The organism is Streptomyces sp. NPDC044064 (genome assembly GCF_056434245.1).
Genome location: NZ_JBWKFN010000001.1, coordinates 337,943 through 352,563, shown reverse-complemented (window position 1 = coordinate 352,563; position 14,621 = coordinate 337,943). Strand labels below are relative to the sequence as shown.

Genomic DNA, 14,621 nt, shown 5'->3' with positions numbered 1-14,621 from the left:
GCTCGCCGAGCCCCGAACGTTCCGGCCCGTCCCCGCGTCGGAGAAGCGTGACGACAGTCCAGTGACAGGGGTGGGCATGCGCAGGGGACTTGTGGCCGTGGCGGTACTGACAGCCGTGACGGCGGTGGGGTGCGACGACGGCACCGGAGTGCGGGTGGTGGTCGACGGCACTCCTCCGGCGACCCCCTGCAGCGGTCCGCTCCACGTTCCCGTCAAGGCCGTGGACGACGACGGCCCCCGGTCCCTCCGGCCGGCCTCCGGAGCCGCGGGCCGGGCGCTGGAGTGCGACGGGGAGATCTTCGAGGGCGGCGGCCCCGACAGGTGGGGCATGAAGGGCCGTACCGAGGTGGCCGTAGTGGTGGCCGAGGACCAGCAGGACCGGCCCGGTCGGGGCCCGGAGACGAACGCCTCCTGCGACCCCGCCGAACTTCCCGCGGAGGTCGCGGCCGCCCAGGGCTGGGAGGTCTGGACCGGCCTGCTCGCGGCGTCGTACCGCGAGCAGGTGAGCATGCCTGCGGGCGCTCGTGACACCGGGTACCACTACCGCGACCGGAGCCTGTGGCTCACCGGCGACAAGGACACGGCCTACGTCCGTACCTCCGGCGGAGTGGAGGCCCGGCCGCGGACGAGGAACGGTCCCGCCTGCAAGTGACCCGTCACCGGCTCCGGTGCAGCGCGACCAGCAACTGCCAGACCTGGTCCGCGACTTCCTCCGGGCCGGCCGTCAACAGTCCGTGCAGCCAGTCCGCGAGGACCCCCGCGAAGGTCGCCGCGACCGCGGAGGCGACCAGTGGGGCGTCCGCCGCGCCGGCCAGCTCGCGCTCGGCGAGGCTGCGGGCCCGCAGATCCCGGTTCAGCACCCGGCCGAGCGGCCCGCCGCCGCCCGGCGTGAGCAACGACCGGTACAGGGCGGCGTGCGGGGCGAGGCCCGCGAAGAACTCCCGCAGCGCGGGCGGTGAGTGGACCGGGTCGGGCCGCCCCCGCCAGGCGTGCAGCGCGTCCACCGCCTGCCGTACGACGTCCGCGCACGTGTCGACCGCCAGCGCCTCCAGCCCGTCGTAGTGGACGTAGAACGTGGCCCGGCCCACCCCGGCCCGGCGCACCAGCGCGGCCACCCCGACCTCCTCCAGCGGGCGTTCGGCGCACTCCGCGAGCAGGGCCGCGCGCAGCCGGGCGCGGGTGCGCGCGGCCCGCGGGTCCTCCTGGGGCGCCGGGGTCATCGCGCGACGAGCACGGCAGCCAGGGCCAGCGCGCCGGGCAGCGCCTGGGCGAACAGGATGCGGCGGTTGGCCGTGACGGCGCCGAACACGCCCGCCACCACGACACACGACAGGAAGAAGACCTGCACCCGGAACCCGGTCGGATCGCCGGCGAGCAGCCCCCACACCAGGCCCGCGGCCAGAAAGCCGTTGTAGAGGCCCTGGTTGGCGGCCAGCGGCGCGGTCGCCCGGGCCATGTCCGGATCGAACCCGTGCAGCCCACGCCCCGGCTTCTTCTGCCACAGGAACATCTCGAGCACCAGGATGTACGCGTGCAGCGCGGCCACCAGGCCGACCAGCACGTTCGCCACGATCTCCATGACCGGCGGCCCCCTCATCTACTTGGACAGGTGTCCAGGATAGCTGGACACCTGTCCAGGAAGTCACTCGGGGGTCCACACCCCGGCCGCGGCACCCCTGCGCAGCTCCCGGGCCCGTAACGCCAGCTGGATCTCGAAGCGGGCGGCCGGGTCGTGCAGCAGCTCACCGAACAACTCGTCCAGCTGCCGCATCCGGTAGCGGACCGTCTGCGGGTGCACCGCCAGACGTACGGCCACCTCCGCGACCCCGCGGCCGGACTGCAGCCAGCCCAGCAGGGTCTCCTCGAGCCGCTCCCGCTGCGGTGGCCGCACCTGCTCCAGCGGGCGCAGCCACCGCTCGGCCATCGCGTCCAGCAGCGCGTCGTCGCGCAGGAGCAGCAGCGTGGACAGGTGGTCCTGGCAGCGCACCACCCCGCCGGCCGGATCCGTGCCGGACAGCACACCGCGCCGCACGAGGTCCAGCGCCTCGGTGGCCCAGCGCAGCGAGCGCGCACCCTCGTGCAGCGCCACCGTGGGCCCCATCGCCGCGCGCAGCCCCTGCAGCGCCCCGGCCACCGCCCGCGCCCGGCCCGGCCCCTCCGGGTCGGGCACCACCAGCAGCGCGGGCTGGACGTCGAACCGGGTGAGGAACTCCGGCGGCACGATCGGCCCCGCTCCGGGGCCGGGGTCCACGGCCACCACCGCCACCGCCCGCGGCATCGTCCAGCGCGCGGCGTGCGCGAGATCGGTGATCGCCCCGGCCGAGGCAGGGGGATCGGCGGTCAGCAGATCGGCCAACCGGGCCCGCCGCTGGTGGAGTTCACCGGCCGCGTGCAGCCGGGCCTCGGTGTAGGCCGCGGTCGCCGCGGCCGCCATCTCGTCCAGGTGCAGGAACAGCGCCTCGCCGAAGGCGCCCAGCACATTGCGGGGCAGCAGCCCGCCGTCCACCAGGGCGTTGACCCGGCGCCAGGTCACCCGGGCGCCGAGCCGCAGCGCCGACTGGAACGAGTCGAGGCTGCGGCCCTCCTCGGCCTCCCCACGGCCGATGCGCTCGTACGTCTCCCGCACCGGCTCCCAATCGGTGTCCGGCTGGGCCATCCGCTCCAGCAGCCCGCGCAGCGCGTGGTCCACGCCCCGGTTCACGGCCTGCATGTACGTGTCGTCCATGGGGCGCGCGTACTCGGGGATCCCGGTCCCGATCGCGCGGACCACCTCCTCGGTGATCTCGGGGACATACGGTCTGAGGCGGTCCGGCAGACCCGGGGGCAACGCCTTGAAGGGGCCGCCCGTGTCCATGCCCGCCGCCGCGGCTCTCTTCGGCACTCTGGTGACGATACCCGCGGGTAACACCCGCGGGCTCATCACTCAGGGACAGTTGTCCGTGCGGTACTTGAGCGCCGGTGACAAACGGAGCACCTCACGCCCCGGACGTGTACACCCGTTCGCCTTCCACGTAGGTGAGCGCCACGCTCGTCTCCGCGATCGCCTCCGGCGGCCCGGCGAGCGGATCCCGGTCCAGCACCACCAGGTCGGCGAGCGCCCCGACGGCCACCCGGCCGGTGTCGTCCAGGTGGTTCACGTACGCCGACCCGGCCGTGTAGGCCGTGAGGGCGTCCGCAAGGCTGAGCCGCTCGTCCGGCAGGAACACCGGCCCGGTGCCGTCCGGTTCCACGCGGTTGACCGCGACATGGATGCCCTGGAGCGGATCGGGACTGCTCACCGGCCAGTCGCTGCCCGCCGCCAGCCGCGCCCCGGAGCGCAGCAGGGCCCCGAACGGGTACTGCCACGCGGCCCGTTCGGGCCCGAGGAACGGGATGGTCAGCTCGTCCATCTGCGGTTCGTGCGCGGCCCACAGCGGCTGGATGTTGGCGGTGGCGCCGAGCCGGGCGAAGCGCGGCACGTCGTCCGGGTGCACCACCTGCAAGTGCGCCAGGTGCGGCCGGGTGTCGCTCGGCCCGTTGGCGGCGCGCGCCGCCTCGACGGCGTCCAGCGCGTCCCGTACGGCCCGGTCGCCCAGGGCGTGGAAGTGGCACTGGAAGCCGAGCGCGTCCAGCTCGGTCACGTACTCCGGCAGCCGGGCCGGATCGATGAAGCTCTTGCCGCGGTTGGCGGTCGCGCAGCCGCACCGGTCCAGGTAGGGGTCGAGCAGCGCGGCCGTGTGGTTCTCGGCGACCCCGTCCAGCATCAGCTTCACGGTGCCCGCGCGGAACCGGCCGTGGCTCGACGCGGCCCGCTTCTCGACGAGTTCGGGGATCTGCTCGGCCCCGCGTTCCCGGTCCCACCACAGGGCGCCGGTCACCCGGGCCGTCAGCGAGCCGTCCCGGGCCGCCGTCAGATAGGCCCCGGCCGGGTCGTCCATGCCGAGGAAGTCCCCGACCAGCGCGTCCTGCCAGGCGGTGATGCCGAGCGCGTGCAGATGCCGCTGGGCGTGCAGCAGCGCGGCCAGCCGGTCCGCCGCGGTGGCGGGCGGGGTCAGCCGGCCGACCAGCTGCATCGCACCCTCCTGCAGCGTGCCGCTCGGCTCGCCCGAGGCGTCCCGCTCGATCCGTCCGTCGGCCGGGTCGGGCGTGTGCCTGTCGATGCCGGCCAGCTCCAGCGCGCGGCTGTTCACCCAGGCGCCGTGGTGGTCCCGGTTGGGCAGGTAGACCGGCCGGTCCGGGACGGCGGCGTCCAGCAGCTCCTTCGTCGGCGTACCGCCCTCGAACGCCTCCATCGACCAGCCGCCGCCGAGGATCCACTCCCGCTCGGGGTGGGCCTCGGCGTACGCGCGCACGGCGGCCACGGTGTCCTCGGCGGTCGTCCTGCCGCTCAGGTCGCACTGGGACAGTTCGAGGCCGGCCGGCACGGGGTGGACGTGCGCGTCCTGGAAGCCCGGCAGCAGCAGCCGCCCGGCCAGGTCGACCACCTCCGTGCGCGGCCCGGCCAGCTCGCGCACCTCGTCGTGCCCGACGGCGGTGATGCGGCCCCCGGTGACCGCCACGGCGGTCGCGGTGCGGCCGTCCGGAGTGAGGACGAGGCCGCCGGTGAAGAGCAGATCAGCGTGCATGATGCCTTTCCTGGTAGGTCAGTTGACGGTGGTCAGAAGCTGCTGGGAGTCTGCGTCGGTACCGACGCCGGTGCGGAAGTACGGTGATCGGCGCACCCACTTCGCCCACGCGGCGACGACGAACCCGGACGCGATCATCAGCAGCGGCATGAGCAGCAGGAACCAGCCGTTGTCCGCACTGACCTCGAAGTGGTCGGCGGAGCTGTAGAAGGACCAGCCGAGGTAGCCGCCGAGACCCAGCAGGGCGACGGCGCTCAGCGTGGGCAGCACCACCGCCCGTACCCCCTGGCGCCAGTCCTCGCGCAGCAGGGACCGGAAGCGCGCGGCGGCGGCGAGCGCGGTGAGCGCGTAGGACAGGGCGACGACGATCCCGACGGCGTTCACCGTCGCGTTGATCATGTCGGACAGGCGCGGGATCACCAGCGCGAGCACCGCGACCGCCGTGGCCAGGGCCCCGATCAGCAGGGTGCCGACCGCCGGCGTCCCGTACCGGGGGCTGACCTTGGACCACACCGGTCCGAGGGTACGGTCCCGGCTCATCGCGAACATGCCGCGGGCCGTCGGGATGACACCGGCCTGCAGCGAGGCCACCGCCGAGAACATGAGCGCCACCAGGGGCAGAGCGGCCAGCGGCTGAGCGGCCAGCCGGTCACCGAAGTACGCCAGGCCCTGTGCCCCGTGTCCGGCCAGCTCGCCTTCGGACAACACCCGTTGGAAGGCGATCGAGCCGAGCAGGAAGAGCCCGAGCATGGTCACCAGGGTGATCGTGCCGGCCCTGGAGGCGTCCCGGGGGTCGCGTACCTCCTCGTTGACGGTGAACGCGGCGTCGAAGCCCCAGTAGCAGAACACCGACAGCAGCATTCCCTGCGCGAGCCCGGTCGCCGAGGGGATCTCGAACGGGTTGAACCAGGACAGCCGGAAGGGGTGCGGGCCGGCCACGATGCCGTATCCGCAGAAGCCCAGCAGCACGGTGTACTCGAAGACCAGCAGCCAGGTCTGCAGCCGGGCCGCGGTGCGGACGCCGGTCACGGCGGTGAGGGTCACCACGACGAGGACCAGGATGCCCACCGCCGTGGTCTGCGCGGTCGAGTCCGGGTCCAGGGCGAGCGAGCCGATCCGGTGCAGGCCCGCGTCCCCGGCCAGCTGCAGCATCGCGGAACCGGTGACCGCCGTGGTGTACGCGAGGAACGCCACGCTCGCCACGAAGTTCACCCAGCCCACCATGAAGCCGAGCCAGGGGCTGAGACTACGACCCACCCACACGTAGCCGTTGCCCGCGTTGGGCTCCACCCGGTTCAACCGGGAGTAGGCACCGGCGATGCCGAGGATCGGCACGAAGGCCAGCAGCATGATGGCCGGCAGATGCAGGCCGACCACACCGGCCGTCACGCCGAGGCCGATGCCGATGCTGGTGGTCGCGGCCGTACTGGAGGCGGCGACGGCGACGCCGTCCAGCACGCTCAGGGACTTGCGCAGCTCGGGCTGCGCGGGTGGATCCACACCGAAGGGGGTCTCGCTCATCGCCGGTTCTCCGCTCGCACCGGGGGGCCTGGTCGGCCCCGGTGACCGCAGATGAAACCGCCCGTGGACTTCACAGGTCAACGGTGTTGTCGTAAGGTGCCGGGCACACACCAGGGAGGGCTCTCATGACCGACCGTGTCGTCCCGGCCGCCGACCGCCGGCGCAGGCGCCCCACCAAACAGGGCGTCGTGCTCTCCGCGGATCTGATCGTCGAGACCGCGCTCCGGCTGATCGAGGAGCACGGCGCCGACGCCCTCTCCGTCCGGCGCCTCGGGCGTGCCCTGGGCGCCGACCCCAGCTCCCTGTACCGGTACTTCCGGCACACCGACGATCTGATGCTCGCCATCGCCGACGAGCTGATCGGCCGTACCCTGCGGGTCTGGCGGCCGACCGGCGACTGGCGCGCCGACCTGCGCGACCTCGGACTGCGCATGCACGCGGGCGCCCTCGCCCACCCCCGGGCGGCGATGCTCAGCGCCCACCGGGTCACCGGCCGGGTGCACGAGATCCAGGCGGTCGAGAGCATGATCGGCGTGCTGCGCGTGGCCGGCTTCCCGGATCCGGAGGCGGTACGGATCTACCATGCCTTCGTCGACCAGGCCCTCGCCTTCGGCGCCCTCGACTCCGCCGTCACCGCCCTGCCCCGGGCCGCCCAGCAGGCCGAGGCCGAGGTGTGGCGGGACACCTACGCCCGGCTGCCGGCCGACACCCACCCGAACATCGCGGCCACCGCCCGCCATCTCGTCGCCTCCATGCGGACCAGTTCCTACCCGGCCGCACTGGAGCTGCTGCTGACGGCGGCTCAGACACGCCTTGATCAGTTCCGTGCGCAGACGGAAGGCTGACGGTCACACTGGACGCCGTTCACACGTCATACGAGTACAAGCCCGTCCCGAGGAGGCCGTACGACATGACCCCGCCGCCCGCCCGCACCGCGGAACAGCGCAAGAAGGACACTCTCCACCGGCTGGAGCACGACGAGGACGCCTGGGTCGCCACGGCGGGCGAGGACGGTGGCGCGCCCTATCTGGTCCCGCTGTCGTTCGTCTGGGACGGCGCCACGCTGCTGATCGCCACCCCGGCCGCGAGCCCCACCGGCCGAAACCTCGTGGCCACCGGCAGGGCCCGGATCGGCATCGGACCGACCCGGGACGTCGTCATCATCGAGGGCGTCGTCCGGGCCGTGACCCCCGAGGACCTGCCCGAGGAGGACGCCGAGATCTTCGCCGGCAAGACCGGCTTCGACCCGCGCCGACTCACCACCCGCTACCTGTACTTCAACGTCCTTCCGCAGCGTGTCCAGGCCTGGCGCGAGGAGAACGAGCTGCAGGGGCGGGAGCTGATGCGCGACGGGGTGTGGCTGGTCGCCGACTGACTCCCGTGACCGGCCCGCGGGCAGGGCCGGCGGGTCAGCCGTGATCCCGGCCGGCTTTGTCGGCGACCGGCCACGCACCCGTCGACCGGGCGATGGCCTTGGCGCCGGTACGGTCGACGGCGCTGCGCACCACCGCGAAGACGGCACCCTGGACCGCCGCGGCGAGCAGGACCTCGCCCCAGCCGCGGTCCGGGTCCAGCGCGTCGGGCGGGACCTCCTCGTGCCGGAGCGCCAGCCAGGCCCTGCGGAAGGCCAGCCCCGCGAGCGCCCCGCCCGCCCAGCTGAGCGCGAAGCCGAGCGGTGCGTAGACGAGAGGGAGTTTCTTCTTCTTGTACTTCGCCATGGGTCACTCCTTCCTCGCCCCGCGCCCCGCGCCCCGCGAGCGGGAGGCCCGCGCGGCGCCACCCGTTCGCCCGGGTACCTAGGACGGGCCGCCGGGCAGGGCACAGAAGGGCCCCGCCGCGACGGGGGAACGCGGCGGGGCCCTGACGCACGACTGCCCGGCCGGAAGCCGGTTCATGCCTCCCGGACACAGATTTTTCTAGAACGGGCCGTTTCCCGGCCTGAATCAGCTCACGCCGAACCGCTCCAGGACGAACACGGGGATCTCTCGCGAGGTCTTCTTCTGGTAGTCGGCGTACGGCGGGTACGCGGCCACGGCCCGCTCCCACCACTCGGCCTTCTCCGCACCGGTGACCTCACGGGCCCTCATGTCCTGCCTGGCCGCACCGTCCTGCAGTTCCACATGGGGGTCGGCCTTCACGTTGAAGTACCAGACCGGGTGCTTGGGAGCGCCGCCGAGGGAGGCGACCGCGGCGTACCGTCCCTCGTGCTCCACCCGCATCAGCGGCGTCTTGCGGACCTTTCCGCTCCTGCCGCCCCGGGTGGTCAGGATGATCACCGGCATCCCGGTGTCCATCAGCGTCGTGCCCTTCGTCCCGCCCGAACTCTCGTAGAGCTCGACCTGCTCGCGCACCCACTGCGTCGGGCTGGGTTCGTACTCGCCCTCAAGCGGCATGGCAACCGTCTCCTCGGTCGGTCCAACGACTCACGTGCGACCGGCTACAACACCCGCGGCCGCCCGAATCATCCGTACCGCCGGCCGATTCGCCCAGGCGGGTGATTACCCCGCGGGTCATCGCGCCGCCCCGGACGCCTCGGGCACAGTGATCCCGGGTGATCACCACACCCCCGCCGCGGCCGGCCCGGAGAAGAGAAGACGAGAAGACGAGAAAGGGGCTCGGCGCTCATGCTTCCCACCTGCACCACCCCGACCCGCTCCGTCGTGGAGGAACTGCTCCGCCGGATCGGCCGGGGCGACCCCGAGCGGATCGGCGAGCTGTACGCGGAGCACGGTGACTGGAAGCTGAGCTGGCCGGAGGAGGAGCACGGCCGCGCCGACACCCCGTGGATCCGGCACCGCTCCACCCGTGCCGACGCCGTCGCCCACTACCGCGAACTGGCCGCCCACCACATCCCGGAGAAGGCGGACACCCGGATCGAACACATCCTGGTCGACGGCGACGACGCGGTCGTCCTCGGCGCCATCCGGCAGACGGCCGAACCGACCGGCCGCTCCTACACCGCCCGGTTCGCCCTGCACCTCACCGTCCGGGACGGCCTGGTCGTGCGCCACCACGTCTACGAGGACAGCCTCGCCGTCGCCCGCGCCTTCGCACCCGGCCCCTAGACCCTGTCGTCAAGACCTGGCGCACCCGCGTGCCCTGACCGACGGCGGTCACCCGGGTGTCACCGTCATCCGCACCGCCAGCACCAGGATCACCCCGCTGGAGGCCAGCGCCGTCAGCAACCGTCCCCGGCGGCCGGTGAGGAGGCGGCCGAGCAGGGCGCCGCCCCCTGCCAGCAGCAGCTGCCAGCTCGCGGAGGCGGCGAAGGCCGCCACGACGAACACGGCCCGCTCCAGTGGCCGTACGGCGTCCGCGGTACTGGTGCCGAGCACCAGAGCCACGAAGTAGATCACCGTGACGGGGTTGAGGAGCGTGATCCCGAGAAGGCCGAGATACGCGCGTCCGGCGCCGGGAACCGGCCGCTCGGGTCGGGTGGCCCGGCGATGGGCGCGGTACTGGCGCAGAGCCAGGGCCGCGCCCCAGGCCGCGAGGGCGACGAGGACCAGGGCCGAGGCCCAGCGCAACGGGGTCAGCACCGGCCGCAGCGATGCCGCCAGGGCCGATCCGCCCGCCGCGGCCACCAGTGCGTACAGGCCGTCGGCCGTGGCGACGCCGAGGGCGGCACAGGCGCCGGTGCGCAGCGAGGTGCGGGCGGTGAGGGAGACCAGGTAGGTCCCGACCGCGCCGACGGGAATCGCGATGCCGTAGCCGGCCAGCAGACCGGCGAGGAGCGCGGCGGTCACGGGCGTGCGGGCTCGGGCCTCCGACGACGGCCGGGCTGCTGCTGGCCCCGCACCGGAAGGACGGTGGCGGCGGTCGGCGGCAGAATGGTGTCCATAAGCAACATGGGCAGATCCTCGGGCCGCCGGCTCCCCGGCGGCAAGCGAATTTCGGCGCGTTCCCGACCCCGGTGACCACACTCTTCGGCCAGATCGCACCGATCACCGATCTGGCCGAACTTGTCGTCGTCCCATAGGTGCCTGGGGCATCTAATGAAGATCGGCACGACGCACTTCTTTCGTCTGCGAGGTCTTTCCATGACGGAACTGACGGACATCACCGGCCCGGCGACCCCGGCCGAACCCGTCGCCTTCCCCCAGGACCGCACCTGCCCCTACCACCCGCCCACCGGATACCAGCCGCTGCGCGACGGGCGAGACCTGTCCCGCGCCACCCTCTTCGACGGCCGCGAGGTCTGGCTGGTCACCGGCCATGCCACCGCCCGCGCGCTGCTCGCCGACGGCCGCCTGTCCACCGACCGCAGCCGCCCCGACTTCCCGATCCCCACGGCCCGCTTCGCGGCCGTCCGCGACCGCCGGGTCGCGCTGCTCGGCGTCGACGACCCCGTGCACCAGCGGCAGCGGCGGATGATGATCCCGTCGTTCACCCTCAAACGCGCGACCGGGCTGCGGCCCGCCATCCAGCGGATCGTCGACGGGCTCCTGGACGAGATGGTCGAGAAGGGCCCGCCGGCCGAACTGGTCTCCGCCTTCGCCCTGCCCGTGCCGTCCATGGTGATCTGCGGTCTGCTCGGGGTGCCGTACGCCGACCACGAGTTCTTCGAGGAGCAGTCCCGCCGGCTGCTGCGCGGCCCGACTGCCGCCGACACCCAGGCGGCGCGCGAGCGGCTGGACGCGTATCTCGGCGACCTGATCGACCGCAAGGCACAGCAGTCCGAACCCGGTGACGGCGTCCTGGACGACCTCGTCCACCAGCAGCTGAGCGAGGGCACGCTGGACCGGACCGAACTGCTCTCGCTGGCCGTCATCCTGCTGGTCGCCGGCCACGAGACGACCGCCAACATGATCTCCCTCGGCACCTACACGCTGCTCCAGCACCCCGACCGGCTGGCCGAGCTGCGTGCCGACCCGGCGCTGCTGCCCGCCGCCGTCGAGGAGCTGATGCGGATGCTGTCCATCGCGGAGGGCATGCTGCGGGTGGCCCTGGAGGACATCGAGGTCGCCGGCACCACGATCCGGGCCGGCGAGGGCGTGCTCTTCGCGACCTCGATCATCAACCGCGACGCGTCCCTGTACGACGACCCCGACGCCCTGGACTTCCACCGCCCCGCCCGCCACCACGTGGCCTTCGGGTTCGGCATCCACCAGTGTCTGGGCCAGAACCTGGCCCGTGCGGAGCTGGAGATCGCCCTCGGTGCCCTGCTCCGGCGGCTGCCCGGCCTGCGGCTGGCCGCGCCCGCCGAGGAAATCCCCTTCAAACCCGGCGACACGATCCAGGGGATGCTGGAACTCCCCGTGACCTGGTAAGAGGCTCAGTCCATGCACATCGAGATCGACAAGGACGTCTGTATCGGCGCGGGCCAGTGCGCGCTGACCGCGCCGCGCGTGTTCACCCAGGACGACGACGGCTACAGCATGCTGATCCCCGACCACGAGGACGGCGCGGGCGACCCGATGGTCCGCGAGGCGGCCCGCGCCTGCCCGGTGGGAGCGATCAAGGTGACGGAGCCGGCCGGCTGAGCCTGCACCGGCCTGTCCACCGGATCGTGCCGGAATCACGGGGCCCGCCACACCCTCCCGACCCTCCCGCATCGCCTGAAGGGCGCGGGGGTTCTGCAGCCGCGTTGCCGCCGGCTGCAGATTCCCGACGCTCGCCCGCATTGCGTCAGGGGCGTGGCGAGCCCGTGGCCGCGTTGCCGCCGTCTGCCGGCTCCCCGCGCTCGGCTGCACTCGGCTGCGTTCGTGCGGACCCCTGTCCACCTCTGCCCGCCTCTGCCTGTGCCGGTGAGGTGCCGTCGCCCGGGGCCGGCCTGATCCGCCCGGACAGGCCCGGCCCCAGGGCCTGTCCGACAACTCCCGCCTGCCCCGCGGCGTCCGGCCCGAAGCCGGACAAGCCCTGACCGGCGGCAGCCACCAGCACCCGGGCCGCCTCGCGGGCCTCGGCCGCCGGCCGGGTGCTGCCGGTGACGCCCGCCGTGACCATGGCGCCCTCGGCCAGCAGGAACAGCGGGGCGGTCAGTGCGGGGGGCAAGTCCGCCCCGGTCACGAGCGAGGCGAGGTAGTCCCGGAACGCCTCCTTGTGTGCGCGCACCTGCTCCGCCACACGGGCCGACGTGGCGCCCAGTTCGCCGTACGCGTTGATCCAGGCACAGCCGCGGAAGCCGTCCTCGCCGAACCACCCTTCCAGCCAGTCGAAGACGGCCGGGATCCGCTCCCGCGGGTCCGGCTGCCGTGCCACGTGTTCGGCGAGCCGTCCGCGCCAGCGCTCGTCCCGCCGGGCCAGATAAGCCTCGACGAGCTGCTCCTTGGTGGGGAACAGCTGGTAGAGGCGCTTGAGCGACACGCCCGACGCGCCACGCAGCTCGTCCATGCCCACGGACTGGATGCCCCGGGCGTAGAACAGGGCTTCCGCGGCGTCGAGCGCCTGGTCCCGGGCGACCGCGCTGTCCATCTGCGACCCCACTCCTTGACGAGAGAACGAACGTTCTCCTACGGTAGCAGCACATACGGAGAACGCTCGTTCTCCGCTGTCGTGCAAGCCGTGCGACCCGTACAGGCCGAGGAGCCGCCATGACCGACCGACCGCCCTTGCCCCCCTTCACCCACGAGACCGCCGCGCAGAAGGTCCAGGCCGCCGAGGACGCCTGGAACACCCGCGACCCGCACAAGGTGGCGCTCGCCTACTCGGAGGACTCCGTCTGGCGCAACCGCGACACCTTCGTCACCGGCCGCGCCGAGATCGTCGAGTTCCTCACGGCCAAGTGGCACCGCGAGCGTGACTACGCGCTGCGCAAGGACCTGTGGTCCTTCGAGGGCAACCGCATCGCCGTCCGCTTCCAGTACGAGTGCCGGGACGCCGACGGGCAGTGGTGGCGCTCCTACGGCAACGAACTCTGGGAGTTCGACGAGCACGGTCTGATGACCCGGCGGGAGGCGAGCATCAACGACCTCCGCATCGAGGAGGACCAGCGGCGCATCCGCGAGCCGCGGCCCGAGGCCGAGCGGGGGCAGACCTTCCCGCTTCAGTAGGGTGCCCGGATGACCGCACAGGACCGGAAGCCCTTCCTCTACGTCGTCGTCTGCGCGGCCGGGATCGCCGCCGGCGTCAGCAAGCTGATCACCGCCGCCCAGGAGCGGGGCTGGGAGGTCGGGGTCATCGCCACACCGGTCGCCATGGGCGGCTTCTTCGACACCGCCGCCGTCGAGGCGCAGACGGGCCGGCCGATACGGTCCGCCTGGCGGTCCCCGGCCGACCCGCGCCCGTTCCCGCCGCCGGACGCCGTGGTGGCGGCCCCCGCCACCTTCAACACCGTCAACAAGTGGGCGGCCGGGCTGGCCGACACCCTCGCCGTGGGCACCCTGTGCGAGGCCGCCGGGCTGGGTGTGCCGATCACCGTCCTGCCCTGTGTGGCGGATGCGTTGGCCGCCCACCCGGCCTACCAGGACAGCCTGATCCGGCTGCGTGGGATGGGCGTCCGCTTCGGTGAGCCGTACTCCGGCATGCCCGAGGAAGGCGGCGGGCGGCCCGAGTTCCCCTGGGAGAGCGCGCTGGACCTGCTGGAGCGGCCCTGAGGGGCGGCGGGCCGCTCCGGCGAGTCACCGCACCTTTCGGACGTATTCCGGCTTGCCCGGTGTGGAGACGTCCACGTCCCGGCGGACGATGCTCAGCCGCTCGCCCCAGCGGGCGAGGGCCTGGCGCAGGCCGCTGTCGGTGTACTCGATGTCCACCACGCGGTCGTCGAACGCCTTGGCGTACACCTCGCACTCGTCGTACTGCCCGCACTCCTCCGCGACCGCGAAGTCCAGCCCGGCCTGCCGTCGCCGCCCGGCCAGTTCGGCGGTGTTCTTCTGCCCGACGGCCAGGTTCAGGCCGTGTGCGTGCCGGGAGATCAGGCGCATGAACGCGGTCGCGTCGGCGGCCGTGAGCAGGTGGTGGGACCGGGTGTAGCTGTCGTAGTTGTCGGGCTCGACGGCGTCGTAGCCCTTCTTCGCGCAGCCGTCGATCCACTGGTTGACCCGGTCCGCCACACGCTTGCGCCTGGCCGGGGTGCGCAGGTCGAGCAGCGGCTCGTTCCAGTCCTCGTCGATGACGACCTTGCCGCGGCCGTCCCGCAGCAGCAGGTCGGCGGGCCAGGAGGAGCGCTCCTCCGGCTGGGCCTGGAAGGCGTTGACGTAGCAGATGTTGTACAGGCCCGGCGCCGGGGAGTCGGACCGGTCGCGGCTGACGATCCGGACGCCGGCGGGCGGGGGATAGCCGCCGCCGATCTGGTAGTCGAAGCCGGCGTGGCGCGGCGGCAGGCGTACGGCGGCAGGCTTCTGGGACCGCTCGTCGGGCGTGCTGCCCGAGTCACAACCCGTCAGGGCCGACATCGCGACGGCGACGGCGAGCAGTACGGTGCCGACGGTCCTCCCGGGACCTGGGACACCGGAGACGCCTCTGGTGGGCACGTCCGCTCGATCGATCACGTGTCAGGATCCAATCGTCCGCCCGACGTCGCAGTCAAGTCGGCGCCGGAGCACGCCGTACGCTCCT

At 72.9% G+C, this 14,621-nt stretch carries 17 protein-coding genes and 1 pseudogene; 8 read left to right on the top strand and 10 right to left on the bottom strand.

Going from position 1 to position 14,621, the window contains the following annotated elements:
- Window positions 1–76 precede the first annotated feature (76 nt).
- Entirely contained in the window at window positions 77–652 is a 576-nt protein-coding gene (locus tag AC07DS_RS01590; RefSeq protein ID WP_479141608.1) for a hypothetical protein, read from the top strand.
- Window positions 653–656: 4 nt separating this feature from the next.
- Here AC07DS_RS01590 and AC07DS_RS01585 read toward each other — a convergent pair whose 3' ends face one another.
- The 5 genes from AC07DS_RS01585 to AC07DS_RS01565 form a co-directional block, all read right to left on the bottom strand.
- Window positions 657–1,220, bottom strand: coding sequence for a TetR/AcrR family transcriptional regulator (locus AC07DS_RS01585; RefSeq protein WP_479141606.1), 564 nt, complete (start codon window positions 1,218–1,220; stop codon window positions 657–659).
- On the bottom strand, window positions 1,217–1,579 hold the full coding sequence (locus AC07DS_RS01580; RefSeq protein ID WP_479141604.1) for a DUF1304 domain-containing protein: 363 nt from the start codon (window positions 1,577–1,579) through the stop codon (window positions 1,217–1,219). Before AC07DS_RS01580 ends, AC07DS_RS01585 begins: the two co-directional genes overlap by 4 nt.
- A 63-nt stretch (window positions 1,580–1,642) precedes the next feature.
- Window positions 1,643–2,881: a PucR-like N-terminal domain-containing protein gene (locus tag AC07DS_RS01575; RefSeq protein WP_479141602.1), complete on the bottom strand. Its 1,239-nt coding sequence runs from the start codon at window positions 2,879–2,881 to the stop codon at window positions 1,643–1,645.
- Window positions 2,882–2,975: 94 nt separating this feature from the next.
- Complete coding sequence (locus tag AC07DS_RS01570; protein WP_479141600.1) at window positions 2,976–4,604, bottom strand: amidohydrolase; 1,629 nt, start codon at window positions 4,602–4,604, stop codon at window positions 2,976–2,978.
- Window positions 4,605–4,622: 18 nt separating this feature from the next.
- Complete coding sequence (locus AC07DS_RS01565; protein ID WP_479141598.1) at window positions 4,623–6,125, bottom strand: APC family permease; 1,503 nt, start codon at window positions 6,123–6,125, stop codon at window positions 4,623–4,625.
- A 125-nt stretch (window positions 6,126–6,250) separates the two neighbouring features.
- Here AC07DS_RS01565 and AC07DS_RS01560 point away from each other — a divergent pair, with 125 nt between their 5' ends.
- Window positions 6,251–6,970, top strand: a complete 720-nt coding sequence (locus AC07DS_RS01560; protein ID WP_479141596.1) for a TetR/AcrR family transcriptional regulator — start codon at window positions 6,251–6,253, stop codon at window positions 6,968–6,970.
- 65 nt (window positions 6,971–7,035) lie between these two features.
- Entirely contained in the window at window positions 7,036–7,500 is a 465-nt protein-coding gene (locus tag AC07DS_RS01555; protein ID WP_479141595.1) for a pyridoxamine 5'-phosphate oxidase family protein, read from the top strand.
- Between the two features lie 34 nt (window positions 7,501–7,534).
- Here the strand turns inward: AC07DS_RS01555 and AC07DS_RS01550 are convergent, their stop codons facing one another.
- Window positions 7,535–7,843: a DUF4235 domain-containing protein gene (locus AC07DS_RS01550; protein WP_479141594.1), complete on the bottom strand. Its 309-nt coding sequence runs from the start codon at window positions 7,841–7,843 to the stop codon at window positions 7,535–7,537.
- Between the two features lie 225 nt (window positions 7,844–8,068).
- Window positions 8,069–8,518 (bottom strand): nitroreductase family deazaflavin-dependent oxidoreductase, encoded by a 450-nt coding sequence (locus AC07DS_RS01545; protein WP_479141592.1) that lies wholly within the window; start codon window positions 8,516–8,518, stop codon window positions 8,069–8,071.
- Between the two features lie 231 nt (window positions 8,519–8,749).
- On the opposite strand from AC07DS_RS01545, the gene AC07DS_RS01540 reads away from it, so the two are divergent.
- Window positions 8,750–9,190: a nuclear transport factor 2 family protein gene (locus AC07DS_RS01540; protein WP_479141590.1), complete on the top strand. Its 441-nt coding sequence runs from the start codon at window positions 8,750–8,752 to the stop codon at window positions 9,188–9,190.
- Window positions 9,191–9,238: 48 nt separating this feature from the next.
- Here the strand turns inward: AC07DS_RS01540 and AC07DS_RS01535 are convergent, their stop codons facing one another.
- Window positions 9,239–9,871, bottom strand: a complete 633-nt coding sequence (locus AC07DS_RS01535) for a LysE family transporter (RefSeq protein WP_479141588.1) — start codon at window positions 9,869–9,871, stop codon at window positions 9,239–9,241.
- A gap of 294 nt (window positions 9,872–10,165) precedes the next feature.
- On the opposite strand from AC07DS_RS01535, the gene AC07DS_RS01530 reads away from it, so the two are divergent.
- Together AC07DS_RS01530 and AC07DS_RS01525 are read left to right on the top strand one after the other, a co-directional pair.
- Window positions 10,166–11,395, top strand: a complete 1,230-nt coding sequence (locus AC07DS_RS01530) for a cytochrome P450 (protein ID WP_479141586.1) — start codon at window positions 10,166–10,168, stop codon at window positions 11,393–11,395.
- A gap of 12 nt (window positions 11,396–11,407) precedes the next feature.
- Window positions 11,408–11,608, top strand: a complete 201-nt coding sequence (locus tag AC07DS_RS01525; protein WP_479141585.1) for a ferredoxin — start codon at window positions 11,408–11,410, stop codon at window positions 11,606–11,608.
- A 385-nt stretch (window positions 11,609–11,993) separates the two neighbouring features.
- Here the strand turns inward: AC07DS_RS01525 and AC07DS_RS01520 are convergent.
- Window positions 11,994–12,539: pseudogene (locus AC07DS_RS01520) on the bottom strand (TetR/AcrR family transcriptional regulator); the annotation flags it as partial.
- 119 nt (window positions 12,540–12,658) lie between these two features.
- Here AC07DS_RS01520 and AC07DS_RS01515 point away from each other — a divergent pair.
- Together AC07DS_RS01515 and AC07DS_RS01510 are read left to right on the top strand one after the other, a co-directional pair.
- The gene (locus tag AC07DS_RS01515) at window positions 12,659–13,117 is read left to right on the top strand and encodes a nuclear transport factor 2 family protein (RefSeq protein WP_479141583.1); all 459 of its coding nucleotides are present in this window, start codon (window positions 12,659–12,661) and stop codon (window positions 13,115–13,117) included.
- Window positions 13,118–13,126: 9 nt separating this feature from the next.
- A complete protein-coding gene (locus AC07DS_RS01510) occupies window positions 13,127–13,660 on the top strand; it encodes a flavoprotein (RefSeq protein WP_479141582.1) in 534 nt (177 codons plus the stop codon).
- Window positions 13,661–13,684: 24 nt separating this feature from the next.
- On the opposite strand, the gene AC07DS_RS01505 is transcribed toward AC07DS_RS01510, so the two are convergent.
- The gene (locus AC07DS_RS01505) at window positions 13,685–14,458 is read right to left on the bottom strand and encodes an endo alpha-1,4 polygalactosaminidase (protein ID WP_479142129.1); all 774 of its coding nucleotides are present in this window, start codon (window positions 14,456–14,458) and stop codon (window positions 13,685–13,687) included.
- Between the last annotated feature and the right edge of the window lie 163 nt (window positions 14,459–14,621).